The 15,777-nt window shown below is 70.9% G+C and carries 12 protein-coding genes and 1 pseudogene; 4 read left to right on the top strand and 9 right to left on the bottom strand.

The genetic code is table 11. The annotated features are described in order from the left end of the window. Positions 1 to 49 precede the first annotated feature (49 nt). Both IE257_RS20845 and IE257_RS20840 read right to left on the bottom strand, forming a co-directional pair. Positions 50 to 2,053: a CocE/NonD family hydrolase gene (locus IE257_RS20845; protein WP_189970732.1), complete on the bottom strand. Its 2,004-nt coding sequence runs from the start codon at positions 2,051 to 2,053 to the stop codon at positions 50 to 52. 60 nt (positions 2,054 to 2,113) lie between these two features. After that, positions 2,114 to 2,356 (bottom strand): annotated as a pseudogene (locus tag IE257_RS20840) (peptide MFS transporter); the annotation flags it as partial. 381 nt (positions 2,357 to 2,737) lie between these two features. Here IE257_RS20840 and IE257_RS20835 point away from each other — a divergent pair. The 4 genes from IE257_RS20835 to IE257_RS20820 all read left to right on the top strand — a co-directional run bounded on the left by IE257_RS20835 (position 2,738) and on the right by IE257_RS20820 (position 5,917). Then, the gene (locus IE257_RS20835) at positions 2,738 to 3,748 is read left to right on the top strand and encodes a polyprenyl synthetase family protein (protein ID WP_052874826.1); all 1,011 of its coding nucleotides are present in this window, start codon (positions 2,738 to 2,740) and stop codon (positions 3,746 to 3,748) included. 222 nt (positions 3,749 to 3,970) lie between these two features. Further along, positions 3,971 to 5,182, top strand: coding sequence for a LolA family protein (locus IE257_RS20830; protein WP_189970730.1), 1,212 nt, complete (start codon positions 3,971 to 3,973; stop codon positions 5,180 to 5,182). A 118-nt stretch (positions 5,183 to 5,300) separates the two neighbouring features. Next, positions 5,301 to 5,504 (top strand): ribbon-helix-helix domain-containing protein, encoded by a 204-nt coding sequence (locus IE257_RS20825; protein ID WP_225884906.1) that lies wholly within the window; start codon positions 5,301 to 5,303, stop codon positions 5,502 to 5,504. Continuing rightward, complete coding sequence (locus tag IE257_RS20820; protein WP_229920538.1) at positions 5,501 to 5,917, top strand: hypothetical protein; 417 nt, start codon at positions 5,501 to 5,503, stop codon at positions 5,915 to 5,917. Before IE257_RS20825 ends, IE257_RS20820 begins: the two co-directional genes overlap by 4 nt. 114 nt (positions 5,918 to 6,031) lie before the next feature. On the opposite strand, the gene IE257_RS20815 is transcribed toward IE257_RS20820, so the two are convergent. The 7 genes from IE257_RS20815 to IE257_RS20785 form a co-directional block, all read right to left on the bottom strand. Then, positions 6,032 to 7,348 carry a M28 family metallopeptidase gene (locus IE257_RS20815; protein ID WP_189970728.1) on the bottom strand — a complete coding sequence of 439 codons (1,317 nt, stop codon included), beginning with the start codon at positions 7,346 to 7,348 and terminating at the stop codon, positions 6,032 to 6,034. Positions 7,349 to 7,596: 248 nt separating this feature from the next. Beyond that, positions 7,597 to 8,544: an EamA family transporter RarD gene (gene rarD, locus IE257_RS20810; protein WP_189970726.1), complete on the bottom strand. Its 948-nt coding sequence runs from the start codon at positions 8,542 to 8,544 to the stop codon at positions 7,597 to 7,599. A gap of 223 nt (positions 8,545 to 8,767) precedes the next feature. Continuing rightward, on the bottom strand, positions 8,768 to 9,847 hold the full coding sequence (locus tag IE257_RS20805) for a 2-oxoacid:ferredoxin oxidoreductase subunit beta (protein ID WP_189970724.1): 1,080 nt from the start codon (positions 9,845 to 9,847) through the stop codon (positions 8,768 to 8,770). Beyond that, the gene (locus IE257_RS20800) at positions 9,840 to 11,783 is read right to left on the bottom strand and encodes a 2-oxoacid:acceptor oxidoreductase subunit alpha (RefSeq protein WP_189970722.1); all 1,944 of its coding nucleotides are present in this window, start codon (positions 11,781 to 11,783) and stop codon (positions 9,840 to 9,842) included. Before IE257_RS20800 ends, IE257_RS20805 begins: the two co-directional genes overlap by 8 nt. A 150-nt stretch (positions 11,784 to 11,933) precedes the next feature. Then, complete coding sequence (locus IE257_RS20795; protein WP_189971029.1) at positions 11,934 to 12,593, bottom strand: response regulator transcription factor; 660 nt, start codon at positions 12,591 to 12,593, stop codon at positions 11,934 to 11,936. A gap of 307 nt (positions 12,594 to 12,900) precedes the next feature. Further along, positions 12,901 to 14,193 carry a sensor histidine kinase gene (locus IE257_RS20790; protein WP_189970720.1) on the bottom strand — a complete coding sequence of 431 codons (1,293 nt, stop codon included), beginning with the start codon at positions 14,191 to 14,193 and terminating at the stop codon, positions 12,901 to 12,903. 371 nt (positions 14,194 to 14,564) lie between these two features. Further along, positions 14,565 to 15,743: a sensor histidine kinase gene (locus IE257_RS20785; protein ID WP_189970719.1), complete on the bottom strand. Its 1,179-nt coding sequence runs from the start codon at positions 15,741 to 15,743 to the stop codon at positions 14,565 to 14,567. Positions 15,744 to 15,777: the final 34 nt, after the last annotated feature.

The raw sequence follows: 15,777 nt of genomic DNA, 5'->3' as shown, positions 1-15,777 counted from the left end.
GTGGGGGCGCGGGCGCGGAGCCCCCGAGAGCCGCCCCGCCCCGGCAGGCCTAGCCCGCGGCCCGCGGAAGCCGGCGTTCCCACGTGCGGTGGAAGACCACCTCGTCCCCGTCCCGGCACACCACCTCGTTCGACGTCAGGAAACCGCCCTCGTCCGAGCGGATCTCCGAGCGGGTTTCCACCCGCGCGTCCCAGCCCAGTTCCGGCCGGTGGAGCCGGATCCGCCACCGCGAGAGCGTGCGCGCCGACAGCGCGTCCGCGTCCTGGATCTCGTACACCTCCTCCGCGTCCTCGGCGTACTCCAGGCCGTCCGGGTACACCCGCGTGCCGCCGTACCGCGGGTCCACCTCCAACCGCCACGTCCCGCGCGCCACGTCCCGTACGACGAGCCGTTCCGGGCGCGGCTCGTCCAGCGTCTCCGGGAAGGCCACGCCCAGCGGCTCCGACTGCTCCGGGGCCTCGAAGACGATCCCGCCGTCCGCCGCCGACGCGGCGCGCACGGGGAGGGTCAGCGCGCTGCCCGAGGGGTCCAGGGTCCAGCCGGCCTCGGAGCCGGCCCGCGGCCAGATCCACGGCCAGTACGCGGAGGACACGGCGAGGCGGATCCGGTGCCCCGGGGCGAAGGCGTGCCCGATGCCGTTCAGCTCGAAGGTGACGTCCTCGTACGAGCCCACCGGCCAGGGCAGCGCCCGGTCGCGGCCCCGGCGGGCGGACAGGTTCAGCGCGCCCCGCGTGACCAGCGTCGAGGAGCCGTCCGGGGCGACGTCGCACAGCCGCGCCACGACCTGCCCGTACGGCACGTCGAGCCGCAGCCGCAGGGTGACCGACGGCCGTCCCAGGATCTCCACCGGCTCCTCGCGCCCCACCGGGAACTCGAAGCAGGCCGACTTCGCGTCCTCCTCCCGTTGGTCCGGCGGCAGGTCGGCGTCATTGCCGAAGGGGAAGAACCGGCCCGCGTCCAGCCCGGTGTGCTGCGGGGAGGCGACGTCCACCGGCGCGCCCTGGAACACGTACGGGACGGGGATGACCGATGCCGAGGGCCAGGCCTTCTCGCCGACCCAGCGGCCGGGGAGCTCCTCGTACACCGTCGCCGGCGGGTGCGAGTCGCTGATCCAGGTGCGCAGCAGCGGCTCCTCCATCACTCCGTTGTCCGCGCCCTTCAGCCAGTGGTCCCACCAGCGCAGGGTCTCCTGGAGGAAGCCGATGGCGGGTCCGGGCGGCAGCCCGCGGTCCGGGTACTGGTGCGACCAGGGCCCGATCAGGCCCCGTACGCGGGCCGGCGGCAGGTGCTCGACCAGCCGCAGCACCGTGTCCCGGTACGGGTCGTGCCAGCCGCCGACCGCGAGCACGGCCGCGCCGATCGCCGTGTAGTCCTCGCAGACGCTGCCGTGGCGCCAGTAGTCGTCGCGCGTCTGGTGCGAGAGCCAGGTGTGCACGAGGGGTTCCACCGCCTCCAGCCGGTCCAGCCACTGCCGGCGCCAGTCGTCGCCGACGAACTGCGGGTCCGGCGGCCGGGAGGCGAAGGCCAGCATGGTCGCCGCCCAGGCGTGCATGTCCACGGCGAGCACCGAGCCGCCCATGTAGTGGACGTCGTTGTCGAACCGGTCGTCCGTGGAGCAGACGGTGACGACCGCCTTCAGCGGCTCGGGGGCCAGGGCGGCGATCTGGAGCGAATTGAACCCGCCCCAGGAGATCCCGAACATCCCCACCGACCCCGTGCACCACGGCTGCGCCGCCAGCCACTCCACCACCGCGACCCCGTCGGCCAGCTCGCGGGCGTCGTACTCGTCGCCGGGCCGGCCGCCGCTGCAGCCGTGTCCGCGCACGTCCACCCGTACCGAGGCGTAGCCGTGCCCCGCGTACCAGGGATGGCGCTGCCAGTCGCGGGGCGCGGTCCAGTCGGTGAGCCGGTACGGGAGGTACTCCAGCAGGGCCGGAACCGGCTCGTCCGTCACCGGGCGCCAGATCCGCGCGTAGAGCTCCACGCCGTCGGGGAGCGGGATCCGGACATCCTCGTGGGTGGTGCCGTACGGGAAGTCGGTACGGATGATCATCTGGTCTCAGCCGCCAATCGCCTCGGACGTATCCGTCGTACGCATTCCTCGGACCCGGCCTCAGTGGACGGGGTGCATCGTGCGCCGCAGCCACGGCGCCATCGCCATCACGACCACGCCAACCGCCACCGCGACGGCGCCGTTGAGGCCGAAGTACACGGGGTTCGACACCTGGCCGTAGACCTTGACCACCTGGGCCTGGATGCCGTTGGCCAGCGCGAGCGAGAGGAACCAGAGCGCCATCGTCTGGCTGCCGAAGGCGCGCGGGGCGAGCTTGGTGGTGGCCGACATGCCCGAGCGTTCGCCACCGTGTCCGCGAAGTAGAGGACGAGGATGGCCTGCATGCCCAGGAACGAGAAGCGCTCCCAGACCTCCAGCCCGGAGAGCGTGGCGAGGCCCCGGGGGTGGCCGAGGAAGGCGTGGTCGTCGCGGGGCGGCGGCTGGTCGGCCTCCGGATCCGCGGGCTCGTCCATATCGGTCGTAGTTCTGGGCAAAGCGTATTCTCCGGTTGATTCGGCTTCTCCAGAACATACCGGGACGCATCGGACAGTGCGCGGGTGGTGGCCGGGAAGGCGCTCTCGGTGATCGAAAACAGACCCGATACGCTGGCTTGAGTGATGGCAGCGACACATCGACAATCCATGTGATCGTCAGCGTGATCGTCAGCAGACAGGAGTACCCCTCGTGACCGTCGTCGGGCCGTTCGGACTGAGCGTGCGGGACCAGGCTCTTGAGACCGATGTCCAGGCCGGACTGGCCGCCGTCGAGGCGGGTCTGCTGGAAGCCACCAAGAGCGAAGTCCCCTTCATCACCGAGGCCGCACAGCACCTGGTCCGGGCCGGCGGCAAGCGGTTCCGGCCGCTGCTGGTGATGCTCGCGTCCCGTTTCGGTGACCCGTACGCGCCCGGCATCGTGCCGTCCGCCGTCGTGGTCGAGCTCACGCACCTCGCGACGCTCTACCACGACGACGTCATGGACGAGGCGGACGTGCGCCGCGGGGTGGAGAGCGCGAACGCCCGCTGGGGCAACTCGGTGGCCGTCCTCACGGGTGACTTCCTGTTCGCCCGCGCCTCGCACATCCTGGCCGACCTCGGGCCGGAGGCCGTACGCATCCAGGCCGAGGCCTTCGAGCGGCTGGTGACGGGCCAGATCCTGGAGACGGCCGGTCCGCGCGACGGCCGCGACCCCGTCGCCCACTACCTCGACGTCATCGCCGGCAAGACCGGCTCGCTGATCGCGGTCTCCGGCCGCTTCGGCGCGCTCATGTCCGGCGCCGACGAGTCGGTCGTCGACATCCTGACCCAGTACGGCGAGCGGCTCGGCACCGCCTTCCAGCTCGCGGACGACGTCCTCGACATCGCCTCCGACGCGCACGAGTCCGGCAAGACCCCGGGCACCGACCTGCGCGAGGGCATCCCGACGCTGCCCGTCCTGCGGCTGCGCGAGATGGCGGCCCAGGGCGGCGACCCGGCCGACCAGGAGCTCGTATCCCTCCTGGACGGCGACCTGACGGACGACGCCCGCCACGCCGAGGTCCTCACCCGGCTGCGGGCGCACCCCGCGCTGGAGCGGGCCCGCCGCGACACCATCCAGTACGCCGAGGACGCGCGCGCCACGCTCGCGCCGCTGCCGGAGTGCTTCGCGAAGTCGGCCCTCGAAGAGCTGTGCGATGCCGTGGTGCACCGCGCCGGATAGCCGACGTACCTGCGGAACGGGCCCTTCCGCCCCGGCGACCCCTACGGGTCGGGGGAGGGGGGCCCTTTGCATGTCATCCCACGGGCGTACGCGGAGTTGCGTCCGGGGACTGACGCCCCCGCGCCCCGGATTTGGTCAGATGGAGTCATCAAACCCCACCAGATCGGGTGAGCGCGGCGACACGGTGGTCACCGCAGTCGACACAGAGGGCAGGGCACTGACATGGCACCGAACACCAAGACTTCTCGCAAGGCCGCCCGGTACGCCGTACCGGTAGCGGTGGCGGGTGTGGCCGCGGCGACCGTTGCGATGGTCCCGGCCTTCGCAAACGCCGGCGGGCCCGACCTGCCGAAGGTGACGGCGCAGCAGCTCATCGAGAAGGTCGCCGCCTCGGACGTGCAGCAGCTGTCCGGGACCGCCCGGATCACCACCGACCTCGGTCTGCCGAAGATCGCGAGCGGGCTGCTCGGCGGCGGCGGCATCGCGGGCGGCTCCGCCAATCCGGAGGACAAGGTCGCCCAGCTGGCGAACGGCAGCCACACCCTGCGCGTCGCGGCCGACGGCCCGGACCGCCAGCGGCTGACCTTCCTCGACGGCAAGGACGAGTACAGCCTCATCCACAACGGCGACGACGTGTGGGGCTACGACTCCAAGTCGAACGAGGTCTTCCACGAGAAGAACGCCGAGGCCGGCAAGGGCAAGGAAGGCAAGGAGCACAAGACCGGCGACCGGCTCGCCGCCTCGCCGCAGAAGCTGGCCGAGGAGCTCCTGGCCGCCGCCGGCCCCACCACGGACGTCAGCGTCGGCGCTACCGCGCAGGTGGCCGGGCGGGACGCCTACCAGCTGGTGCTCAAGCCCAAGCAGAGCGGCTCCACGGTCGGCTCGGTCCAGATCGCGGTGGACGCGAAGAACGGCGTCCCGCTGCGTGTGCAGGTGCTCTCCGCCCAGGGCGGCAAGCCGATCGTGGACGCCGGCTTCACCAAGGTGGACTTCGCCAAGCCGGCCGCGGACACCTTCGCCTTCACCGCACCCAAGGGCGCCAAGGTGACCGAGGGCGTCGACGGGGCGGGCAAGGGCAAGGACGGTGCGGACGAGCACTGGAAGGCGCTGGACTCCTTCCCGGGCCTGGGTGACCTGGCCGGCGGTGCAGGCGGCAAGGGCGACGTGAAGGTGCTCGGCGAGGGCTGGTCGACCATCGCCCGGATCGACTCCGGCACGCAGCGCAGCCTGAAGGACCTGGAGAACGACAAGAACGCCCCGAAGGAGGCCAAGCAGTTCCTCGACTCCCTCGGGGACAAGGTCAACGGGAAGTTCGGTGAGGGCCGCGTCCTGTCGACCCGCCTGGTCAACGCACTGATCACGGACGACGGCAAGGTCTACGTCGGCGCGGTCACCAAGGACGCGCTGGTGCAGGCGGCCAACGCCAACAAGTAGTCGCACGGACGTCGCCCGACGGGCGAGCGCACCGCGAGGGTGGGCCGGGACTGTGTCTCTGCCCACCCTCGCGGCATTCCTGCCACCCGTACAGCGCACCCGCTGTACGGTGATGGACATGTCGAGACACGTCACCATCCGCCTGGACGAAGAGTTCCACGAACGCCTCAAGGCGCGTGCGGCGGCGCTGGGGACGACGGTCACCGCGTTGATCACCGAGGTCACCGAACGCGAACTCGACGAGGACCGGAAGAACTTCCTCTCCGGCATAGAGGAGTTCGCCGACCACTGGGGCTACTTCCAGGAGCGGTTCGGCAATTGAAGATCACCATGGAGTGGGCCTGGACCGCTCTGGCCCACCATCTCCCGTCCGATCCCGCCGTGTGGGATCCCTCCGGGGTGGCCGCCGCGGTCGCCCGGCACCAGAACGACCTCGTCCTGGTGCCCGAACAGCCCGCCCCGGACACCGCGTGGCGGGCCGCCGCGTTTTTGCACACCCTCGCGGTGTGCCCCGCGCTGGAATCCCCGATGAACGAGTTCTACGCGGCCGCGGCCACCCGCTCGTACCTGCGGGTGGCCGGGGCGAAGCAACTGCCCTCGCCGGAGGAGCTCGGCGACCTGGTGGAGGCTGCGAAGTGCGGGCGGGCGGACATCGCGGCCGTGGCCTCGGAGCTGCGCGCCAGGATCCAGGGGCCGCTCCAGGTGTCGGGACAGGCACGCGCCGAGGACGCCTGAGCTCCGGCACGACCGGATCGGATCGCGCCGGAGCCCCGGAGTCCGCAGGCCCGGATCAGCGGCCCGCAGGCCCGGATCAGCGGCCCGCAGGGCCGGATCAGCGGGCCGGAAGGCCTAGAAAGTGATCTTCCAGCTGTTGATGTAGCCGGTGTCCTGCGCCGCCGAGTCCTTGACCCGGAGCTTCCAGACACCGTTGGCGACCTCGCTGGAGGCGTTCACCGTGTACGTCTGGACGAGGTTGTCGGCGCTGCCGCCCGAGCGGTTGTGCAGGTTGTAGACGGTGCCGTCGGGGGCGAGCAGGTCGACCACCAGGTCACCGCGGTAGGTGTGGACGATGTTCACGTCGACCTTGGTGGTCGCGGGCGCGTTGCCCGTCACGCCGGAGGCCGTGATCGAGGAGGTCACCGCCGCTGCCGGGGAGTCCGGGATGGTCACGTCCGTCGTGTTCTCGAAGGACTGGCCCGGCGGGACCGGAGTGGCCGCCCCGAGCGTCCAGATCGCGTAGGCGACGGCGTCGGAGTTGCGGTCCAGGGCGGTGTCGTTGATGTTCGACAGGCTGTCGCACGAGGAGTGGTAGCAGCGGTCGAAGGCCTGACCGGAGGTGCCGCCCCACTTCTGCGCCTGCGCGGCCGTCTTGGTGTAGTCGGCGCCGGAGAACAGACCGCCGACGGGGATGCCCGCGCTCTTGAAGGGGGCGTGGTCGGACCGGCCGTCGCCCTCCGTCTCGATCTCGGTCGGGATGCCGAGGCCGGCGTAGTAGTTCTTGAAGGTCTGCTCGATCGTGGGGTCGTCGTCGTAGACGAAGTAGCCCGGGTTCGGCGAGCCGATCATGTCGAAGTTCAGGTAGCCGGAGATCTTCGCCTTCTCGGCCGCCGGCAGGTTGTTGACGTAGTACTTCGAGCCGATCAGGCCCAGCTCCTCCGCGCCCCACCAGCCGAAGCGCAGGTGCTTGGTGGGCTGCAGACCGGCCCGGGAGACGGCGAGGGCCGTCTCCAGGACGGCCGCGCTGCCGGAGCCGTTGTCGTTGATGCCCGCGCCCGAGGTCACCGAGTCCAGGTGCGAGCCGGCCATCAGCACCGAGTTCGGGTCGCCGCCCGGCCAGTCGGCGATCAGGTTGTAGCCGGTGGCACCGCTGGAGGTGAAGGTCTGCAGGGTGGTCGTGAAGCCGGCCGCGTCGAGCTTGGCCTTCACGTAGTCGATCGAGGCCTTGTAGCCGGTCCTGCCGTGGGCGCGGTTGCCGCCGTTGTTGGCGGCGATCGTCGAGAGCTGCGACAGGTGGGCCTTGACGTTGGCCAGCGGTATGTCGGGCGGTGTCGGCGCCGCGGTGACCGCCGTGGGGGCGGCGAGTGCGGCGGGGGCGGTGGAGGCGAAGAGGCCGGCGACCGCGAACGCGGTCACGGCAGCAAGGCGCCGGGAGACGGACAGGCTCATGTGGGGGCTCCGGGATTCCGCGGGGACATGACGGAACGAGTGGGGATAGAGCAGGTGAGCGTTAGTGCGTCAGTGCGAGCCTGATGTTCAGCGAGAGTGTGACTGTCCGTCAAGACCACAATTCGGTCAGGGCGGTTCGGAAAACGGACGATCCCCGGTACGGGTGGTCCGTACCGGGGATCGAGGGTGTGAGGGGTTTGCTGGTGCGTGCCCTGGGGTGGGCCCCGGAGTACGCCGCCGAGTGTCCGTTACGCGGGCTCGCGGGCCGGGGCCGCCACGACGGCCGGCGCCGCGGCCTCCAGCCTGATGCGGGAGCGCCGCGCCGTCCGCAGCGCGTCCCAGGTGAGGAGCGCGAGCGCGGCCCACACCAGGGAGAAGCCCGCCCAGCGCTCGGGCGGCATGGCCTCGTGGAAGTACAGGACGCCGAGCCCGAACTGGAAGACCGGGGCCATGTACTGGAGCAGCCCGAGGGTGGACAGCGGGACCCGGATCGCCGCCATCCCGAAGAACACCAGCGGGATCGCGGTGACCAGCCCGGTCGCGGCCAGCAGGGCCGAGTGGGCGAAGCCGTGCGAGGCGAACGTGGACTGGCCCTGCGCGCCGAGCCACAGCACGTAGCCGAGGGCCGGCAGGAACAGTACGGCCGTCTCCGCGGCCAGCGACTCCAGCCCGCCCATGTTGAGCTTCTTCTTGATCAGTCCGTACGTGGCGAAGGAGAAGGCCAGGACCAGCGAGATCCATGGCGGCCGCCCGTAGCCGATGGCGAGCACCAGGACGGCGGCGAAGCTGAGGCCGACCGCGACCCACTGCGCGCGGCGCAGCCGCTCACCGAGCACCAGCACGCCGATGGCGATGCTGACCAGCGGATTGATGAAGTAACCGAGGCTCGCCTCGACGACGTGGCCGTTGTTGACGGCCCAGATGTACAGGCCCCAGTTCACGGTGATCACCGTGGCGGCCAGCGCGGTCAGGCCGAGCTTCCGGGGCTGGCGGAGCAGCTCCCGTATCCAGCCCCAGCGGCGCAGGGCGAGCAGTGCCAGGCCGACCACGGCCAGGGACCACACCATGCGGTGGGCGAGGATCTCGACGGCTTCGGAGGGCTTCAGGAGCGGCCAGAAGAGGGGGACCAGCCCCCACATTCCGTATGCGCCGAATCCGTAGAGCAAACCCGTGCGCTGCTCGTTCTCTGCCTTCACGGGGCCTCCTGTGCGACTTCCAGCCAACTTCACGACGGTATCGCCGTACGGCCCAGATGTCATGCCCGTAATCACGAGATACTCATGACATCTTTCGTCGGGCCCGCGAGGTCCGCCCCGACTCCGCCCCGCCTCCGCCCCGCCTTCGGGTCCTGCCGGACGCGACGGAGCCCGGATCCTGGGGCAGGATCCGGGCTCCGGGGGTGCGTGCGGTATCAGCCCGCTATCCGACGACGGTCCAGGTGTCGTTGCCGGTCAGCAGGGCCCCCAGGTCGCCCTTGCCGCTGCGGTCGATGGCCGCGTCGAGCTGGTCGGCCATGAGGGTGTCGTAGACGGGCCTCTCGACGCTGCGGAACACCCCGATCGGGGTGTGGTGCAGCGTGTCCGGGTCGGCCAGGCGCGAGAGCGCGAAGGCGGTGGTCGCGCTGGAGTTCCGCGCGTCGTGCACCAGGATCTGGGCCTCGTTGGCCGTGGTCACCGGAACGACCTCCAGGTCCCCGGTGGCCGGGTTGCGCACGACACCCTTTGCGCCGTCCGCGCCGAAGCGGATCGGCTGCCCGTCCTCCAGCCGGATTACGGCCTCCTGGGCCTGGTCCTTGTCCTTGAGGACCTCGAAGGCGCCGTCGTTGAAGATGTTGCAGTTCTGGTAGATCTCCACGAGCGCCGTGCCCTGGTGGTCGGCCGCCTGGCGCAGGACCTCGGTGAGGTGCTTGCGGTCGGAGTCGACGGTGCGGGCGACGAAGGAGGCTTCGGCGCCGATCGCCAGCGACACCGGGTTGAAGGGCGCGTCCAGCGAGCCCATCGGCGTCGACTTCGTGATCTTGCCGACCTCGGAGGTGGGGGAGTACTGGCCCTTGGTCAGCCCGTAGATCCGGTTGTTGAACAGGAGGATCTTGAGGTTGACGTTGCGGCGGAGGGCGTGGATGAGGTGGTTGCCGCCGATGGAGAGCGCGTCGCCGTCGCCCGTGACGACCCAGACGGACAGGTCGCGGCGGGAGGTGGCGAGGCCGGTGGCGATGGCCGGGGCTCGGCCGTGGATCGAGTGCATCCCGTAGGTGTTCATGTAGTACGGGAAGCGGGAGGAGCAGCCGATGCCCGAGACGAAGACGATGTTCTCCTTCGCGAGGCCGAATTCGGGCATGAAGCCCTGAACGGCGGCCAGTACGGCGTAGTCACCGCAACCCGGGCACCAGCGGACCTCCTGGTCCGACTTGAAGTCCTTCATCGACTGCTTGCTCTCGGCCTTCGGTACCAGCGAGAGCAGGGTCCGAGCCCCGTCGGTCGCCTCCGTCACCTCAGTCATCGATGGCCTCCTTGAGGACCGTGGCGAGCTGCTCCGCCTTGAACGGCATTCCGTTGACCTGGTTGTACGACTGGGCGTCGACCAGGTATTTCGCCCGGATCAGGGTGGCGAGCTGCCCGAGGTTCATCTCCGGCACCACTACCTTCTCGTAACGCTCCAGGACCTCGCCGAGATTCCTGGGGAAGGGGTTGAGGTGGCGCAGGTGGGCCTGGGCGATGGGGAGTCCGGCGCCGCGCAGCCGGCGGACGGCCGCGGTGATGGGGCCGTACGTGGAACCCCAGCCCAGGACCAGGGTGGTGGCGCCGTCCGGGTCGTCCACGTCGACGTCGGGCACCCGGATGCCGTCGACCTTGGCCTGCCGGGTGCGGACCATGAGGTCGTGGTTGGCGGGGTCGTACGAGATGTTGCCGCTGCCGTCCTGCTTCTCGATGCCGCCGATGCGGTGTTCGAGACCGGGGGTGCCGGGGATGGCCCAGGGCCGCGCGAGGGTTTCCGGATCCCGTTTGTAGGGCCAGAACACCTCGGTGCCGTCGGCGAGGGTGTGGTTCGCGCCGGTGGCGAACTTGACCTTCAGGTCGGGCAGGTCGGCGACCTCCGGAACCCGCCAGGGCTCCGACCCGTTGGCGAGGTAGCCGTCGGAGAGCAGGAAGACCGGGGTCCGGTAGGTGAGTGCGATCCGGGCCGCGTCGAGGGCGGCGTCGAAGCAGTCCGCGGGGGTCCGCGGCGCCACGATCGGCACGGGGGCCTCGCCGTTGCGGCCGAACATGGCCTGGAGGAGGTCCGCCTGCTCCGTCTTGGTCGGCAGGCCGGTGGAGGGGCCGCCGCGCTGGATGTCCACGATCATCAGCGGAAGCTCCAGAGACACCGCGAGGCCGATCGCCTCCGACTTGAGCGCCACACCGGGTCCGGAGGTGGTGGTCACCCCGAGGGCGCCGCCGAAGGCCGCCCCGAGCGCCGCGCCGATGCCGGCGATCTCGTCCTCGGCCTGGAAGGTCCGCACGCCGAAGTTCTTGTGCTTCGACAGCTCGTGCAGGATGTCCGAGGCGGGGGTGATCGGGTAGGAGCCCAGGTAGAGGGGCAGATCGGCCTGCTGGCTCGCGGCGACGAGACCGTAGGAGAGCGCCAGGTTCCCCGAGATGTTGCGGTAGGTGCCGGTGGGGAAGGCCCGGGTGGCGGGGGCGACCTCGTAGGAGACCGCGAAGTCCTCGGTCGTCTCCCCGAAGTTCCAGCCGGCCCGGAAGGCGACGATGTTCGCCTCGGCGATCTCGGGCTTCTTCGCGAACTTCTGCCGCAGGAAGCTCTCCGTGCCCCCGGTGGGCCGGTGGTACATCCACGACAGCAGGCCCAGCGCGAACATGTTCTTGCTGCGCTCGGCCTCCTTGCGGGAGAGGCCGAAGTCCTTCAGGGCCTCGACCGTCAGCGTGGTCAGCGGTACGGGGTGCAGGTTGTAGGCATCGAGGGAGCCGTCCTCCAGCGGCGAGGTCGCGTAGCCGACCTTGGCCATCGGGCGCTTGGTGAACTCATCCGTGTTGATGATGATGTCCGCGCCGCGCGGCACGTCCGCGATGTTCGCCTTGAGGGCCGCCGGATTCATCGCCACCAGCACGTTCGGGGCGTCGCCCGGCGTGAGGATGTCGTGGTCGGCGAAGTGGAGCTGGAAGGAGGAGACACCCGGGAGGGTTCCGGCGGGGGCGCGGATCTCGGCGGGGAAGTTCGGCAGCGTCGACAGGTCGTTCCCGAACGACGCCGTCTCCGAGGTGAACCGGTCACCGGTGAGCTGCATACCGTCACCTGAGTCACCCGCGAATCGGATGATCACACGATCGAGGCGGCGCACTTCCTTGCCGCCCGGGCTCTCCGGGGTGCGCTGTCCACCGACGACCGCACCCCCGGCCCCGTCGGCCTGCTCGGCTGGGCTGCTGACCTGGCTGGTCACTGAACTGGACCTCCTTCGAGGCGTGACCCCCCGGGACCCACCCTACGACGGTAGGGATCAAGGCCCCCAGGAGTGGTCACATTCTGGACCGTAGGACCGCCCCTTGAGACAGCCCTGCCGGTATGCCGTATCTGACAGAGTGTCAGTCGATCAAGATTTCAGATAGGTGAGAACGGCCAGTACTCGCCGGTGATCCCCGTCACTCGGCGACAGGCCCAACTTCATGAAGATGTTGCTGACGTGCTTCTCCACCGCGCCGTCACTGACGACGAGCTGTTTCGCCACGGCGGAATTCGTACGGCCCTCGGCCATCAGCCCGAGCACCTCCCGCTCGCGCGGGGTCAGGCCCGCCAGCACGTCCTGCTTGCGGCTGCGGCCGAGCAGCTGGGCGACGACCTCGGGGTCCAGCGCCGTACCGCCCCTGGCCACCCGCACCACCGCGTCCAGGAACTCCCGCACCTCGGCCACCCGGTCCTTGAGCAGGTACCCCACTCCGGTACTGGAACCGGCCAGCAGTTCGGTGGCGTACTGCTCCTCGACGTACTGGGACAGCACGAGCACGCCTATCCCGGGGTAGTCGCGGCGCAGCCGGACGGCCGCCCGTACTCCCTCGTCGGTGTGGGTCGGCGGCATCCGCACGTCCGCGACCACCACATCCGGCAGCGCGTCCTCCGCCGCCAGCTCCGCCACCGTCTTGAGCAGGGCTTCCGCGTCCCCGACGCCCGCCACGACGTCATGCCCCCGGTCGGTCAGCAACCTGGTCAGGCCCTCGCGCAGCAGCACTGAATCCTCGGCGATGACCACCCGCACCCTGTCTTCCACGACTCAGCAGCTCCGCATCCACTTGGTACCGCACTACCCGACTCAGCCAAGCATCCCAGCCTCAAGTCCCGGTGAAGGCAGAGCCGGGACAACACGTCGGCGTACGGGGGGAGTTTTCGAGTACTGGAAGGTCGCATACCGCAAACGGGTGCCGCGCGCGGCGGGAGTTGCGGGGAGCGGGAAGCCGGGACCCGGGAGCCGGGACGGGCGACGGGGGACGGGGCGAAGGGCCGGACGGTCGAGGAAGGGCCGGGCCACCGGCCCGGCCCTTCCTCGATGATCGCCCGGCGAGGCCCTACGCCCGCCAGGGCAGCTCGGCCGTGACCGCCGTCCCGCCCCCGGCGGGGGAGTCGACGACCAGCACCCCGTCCACGGCGTCCAGCCGCTCGGTCAGCCCCGCCAGCCCCGTCCCCTCCGCCGGCCCGGCCCCGCCGCGGCCGTCGTCCGCGACCTGGATCAGCAGCCGCTCCCCGGATTTCCACACGTCCACCGAGGCAGACCGGGCCCGGGAGTGCTTGCTGACGTTCTGCAGCAGCTCCGACACCGTGAAGTACGCGATCCCCTCGATCGCCGCCGCGGGCCGGGCCGGCAGATCCACGGCCACCCGTACGGGCACCGCGCACCGCGCCGCCACCGACGACAGCGCCGCGTCCAGCCCGCGGTCGGTCAGTACGGCCGGATGGATCCCGCGCGCCAGGTCGCGCAGCTCCTGGAGGGCGACCTTCACCTCGCCGTGCGCCTCGTCCACCATGCGGGCGGCGGCGCGCGGGTCCTCGGTCAGCTTCTCCTTCGCCAGCCCCAGGTCCATCGCCAGCGCCACCAGCCGGGCCTGCGCCCCGTCGTGCAGGTCCCGCTCGATGCGCCGCAGGTCGGCCGCCGCGGTGTCCACGACCACCCCGCGGTCGGACTCCAGCTCGCTGACCCGGTCGGCCAGGCCGGACGCCCCGAGCAGCCCGCCGACCATCACCCGGTCGACGGTGGTCAGGGCCCGGATCACCCAGGGTGTGGCGAGGGTGATCGACAGCCCGACGAGGCAGGTGAGGGCGATCTCGGCGGGCGAGTCGAGGTAGAAGGCGTAGTCGTCGTTCTGGAAGAGCTGCAGACCGGGCTGGTCGGTGTAGGCCGGGAAGACCCAGAACCAGAGCGGGTACAGCAGGTACGCCCAACCGCACGCCCACAGCACCAGGGACAGGCAGAAGGAGAACACCGCCCACGGGAAGTGGATGACCGAGTACAGCACGTGACGCCAGGCGCTCCCGCTCTTGAGCAGGGCGCCCATGGCGGCGAGCGGCCCGGCCTTCCTGGCCCGGATCGGCGCCGGCGCGGCGATCCCGGTCCCGAGCAGCACGCGCACCCGGGCCCGCTCCAGGTGCCCGAACCCGCGGCACATGGCGAGCACGCCGGCGAGCACCGGAACGCCGAGGAACGTGACGAGCAGCCCGGCGCCGAGGCTCACACCCGTGATGGCGAGCGAGAAGTACAGCGTGCTCAGCGGTAGCCCGATCAGCAGGTACCCGAACTCCCGCCAGGTCCGCCCCTCGACCGGAGCCCGCAGCACCGCCCCGACCCCGCCCTTGCTGTTGCCCATGATCCGACCCGCCCTTCCAAGCCTCCGATACCCCTCCACCCTGCCGTCCCCGACCACCCCACAACCATGCGGCGAGTGGGCCTCTCCACCGGGGGGTTAACCCCACCCCGGTCCCTTTCCACCCACGCGTGTCCGAGGCGGCGCCGCCATCAGATCCAGCCCCGCCGGCGTTCGAGGCGCGCGGTCCGGGGCGGAGCCCTGAGATCCGGGGCGGAGCCCGGGAAAACGGCGCCGCGCTCCGGGAAACGGCGCCGCGCTCCGGGAAACGGCGCCGCGCTCTGGAAAACGGCGCCGCGCCCGACACGCGAACGGGACCCCCGCCCAACCCGGACGGGAGTCCCGCTCACCCGCGCGACAAGGGGGCCGGGGGCCTACCCCCGGTCCCGCCACGGCAGCTCGGCCGTGACCATGGTCCCCGCGCCCGCGGGCGAGTCCACCACCAGCACCCCGTCCACCGCACCCAACCGCTCCGCCAGCCCCGCCAACCCGCTCCCCCCGGCCGCACTCGCCCCGCCCCGCCCGTCGTCGGACACCCGCAGCATCAGCCGCGCCCCCGCCCGCCACACCTCCACCGTCGCGCCGCGCGCCCCCGGCCCCGCGTGCTTGCTCACGTTCTGCAGGAGCTCGGACACGACGAAGTACGCGATCCCCTCGATCGCCTCCGCCGGCCGCGCCCCCGGCAGATCCACCACCACCTTCACCGGCACCACGCACCGCGCCGCCACCGACGACAGCGCCGCGTCCAGCCCCCGGTCCGTCAGCACCGCCGGGTGGATCCCCCGCGCGAGATCCCGTAGCTCCTGGAGTGCCAGCTTCACTTCCCCGTGCGCCTCGTCGACCATCGCCGCCGCGCCCTCCGGGTCCTCCAGCAGCTTCTCCTTCGCCAGGCCCAGCCCCATCGCCAGCGCCACCAGCCGGGCCTGCGCCCCGTCGTGCAGGTCCCGCTCGATGCGCCGCAGGTCGGCCGCCGCGGTGTCGACCACCACGCCCCGGTCGGACTCCAGCTCCGCGATCCGCCGCTCCAGGTCGTCGGAGGGCGACAGCAGCCCCCGTACCATCGCCCGGTCCACGTTGGCCATCAGCCGCACCAGATACGGCAGCACCGGCCACAGCACGAACAGGCCGGTCAGCGCTACCGTGAAGGTGAGTACTCCCCACGGCAGCCGGATCAGCTGGTACAGCACCGTCCGCCAGCCGACCGGATCCTTGATGCTCGTCCACAGCCAGGGGAAGAATCCGCCGGACCGTTTCGGACCGGGGATCGGGGTCGGCTCGTCCACCCGTACGCCCAGCAGGCCGCGGGCACGGGCCCGATCCAGCCGTCCCAGATGACGGGACAGATACAGACCGCACGCGAGCAGCGGAATTCCGATCGCGGTCACGGAGAGACCGCCCGCAGTGGAAACCATGACAACCGCGTAAACGAAACCGACGACCGCCAGCGGCAGGTTGCTCAGCAGATAGGCGATCTCCTTCCACGTCACCGCGCTGAAAACAGCGCGTACGGGGGGAGGACGATCGTTGTCGGGGATGGCATGGCTCAAGGTCATGCGCCACAGCCTGTCAAGTGCGACCCGCTGATGC

This window comes from Streptomyces avidinii, assembly GCF_014650695.1.
Classification (GTDB): domain Bacteria; phylum Actinomycetota; class Actinomycetes; order Streptomycetales; family Streptomycetaceae; genus Streptomyces; species Streptomyces avidinii.
Note: the sequence above shows the minus strand (reverse complement) of the source record. Positions and strands in the feature narration are given on the sequence as shown.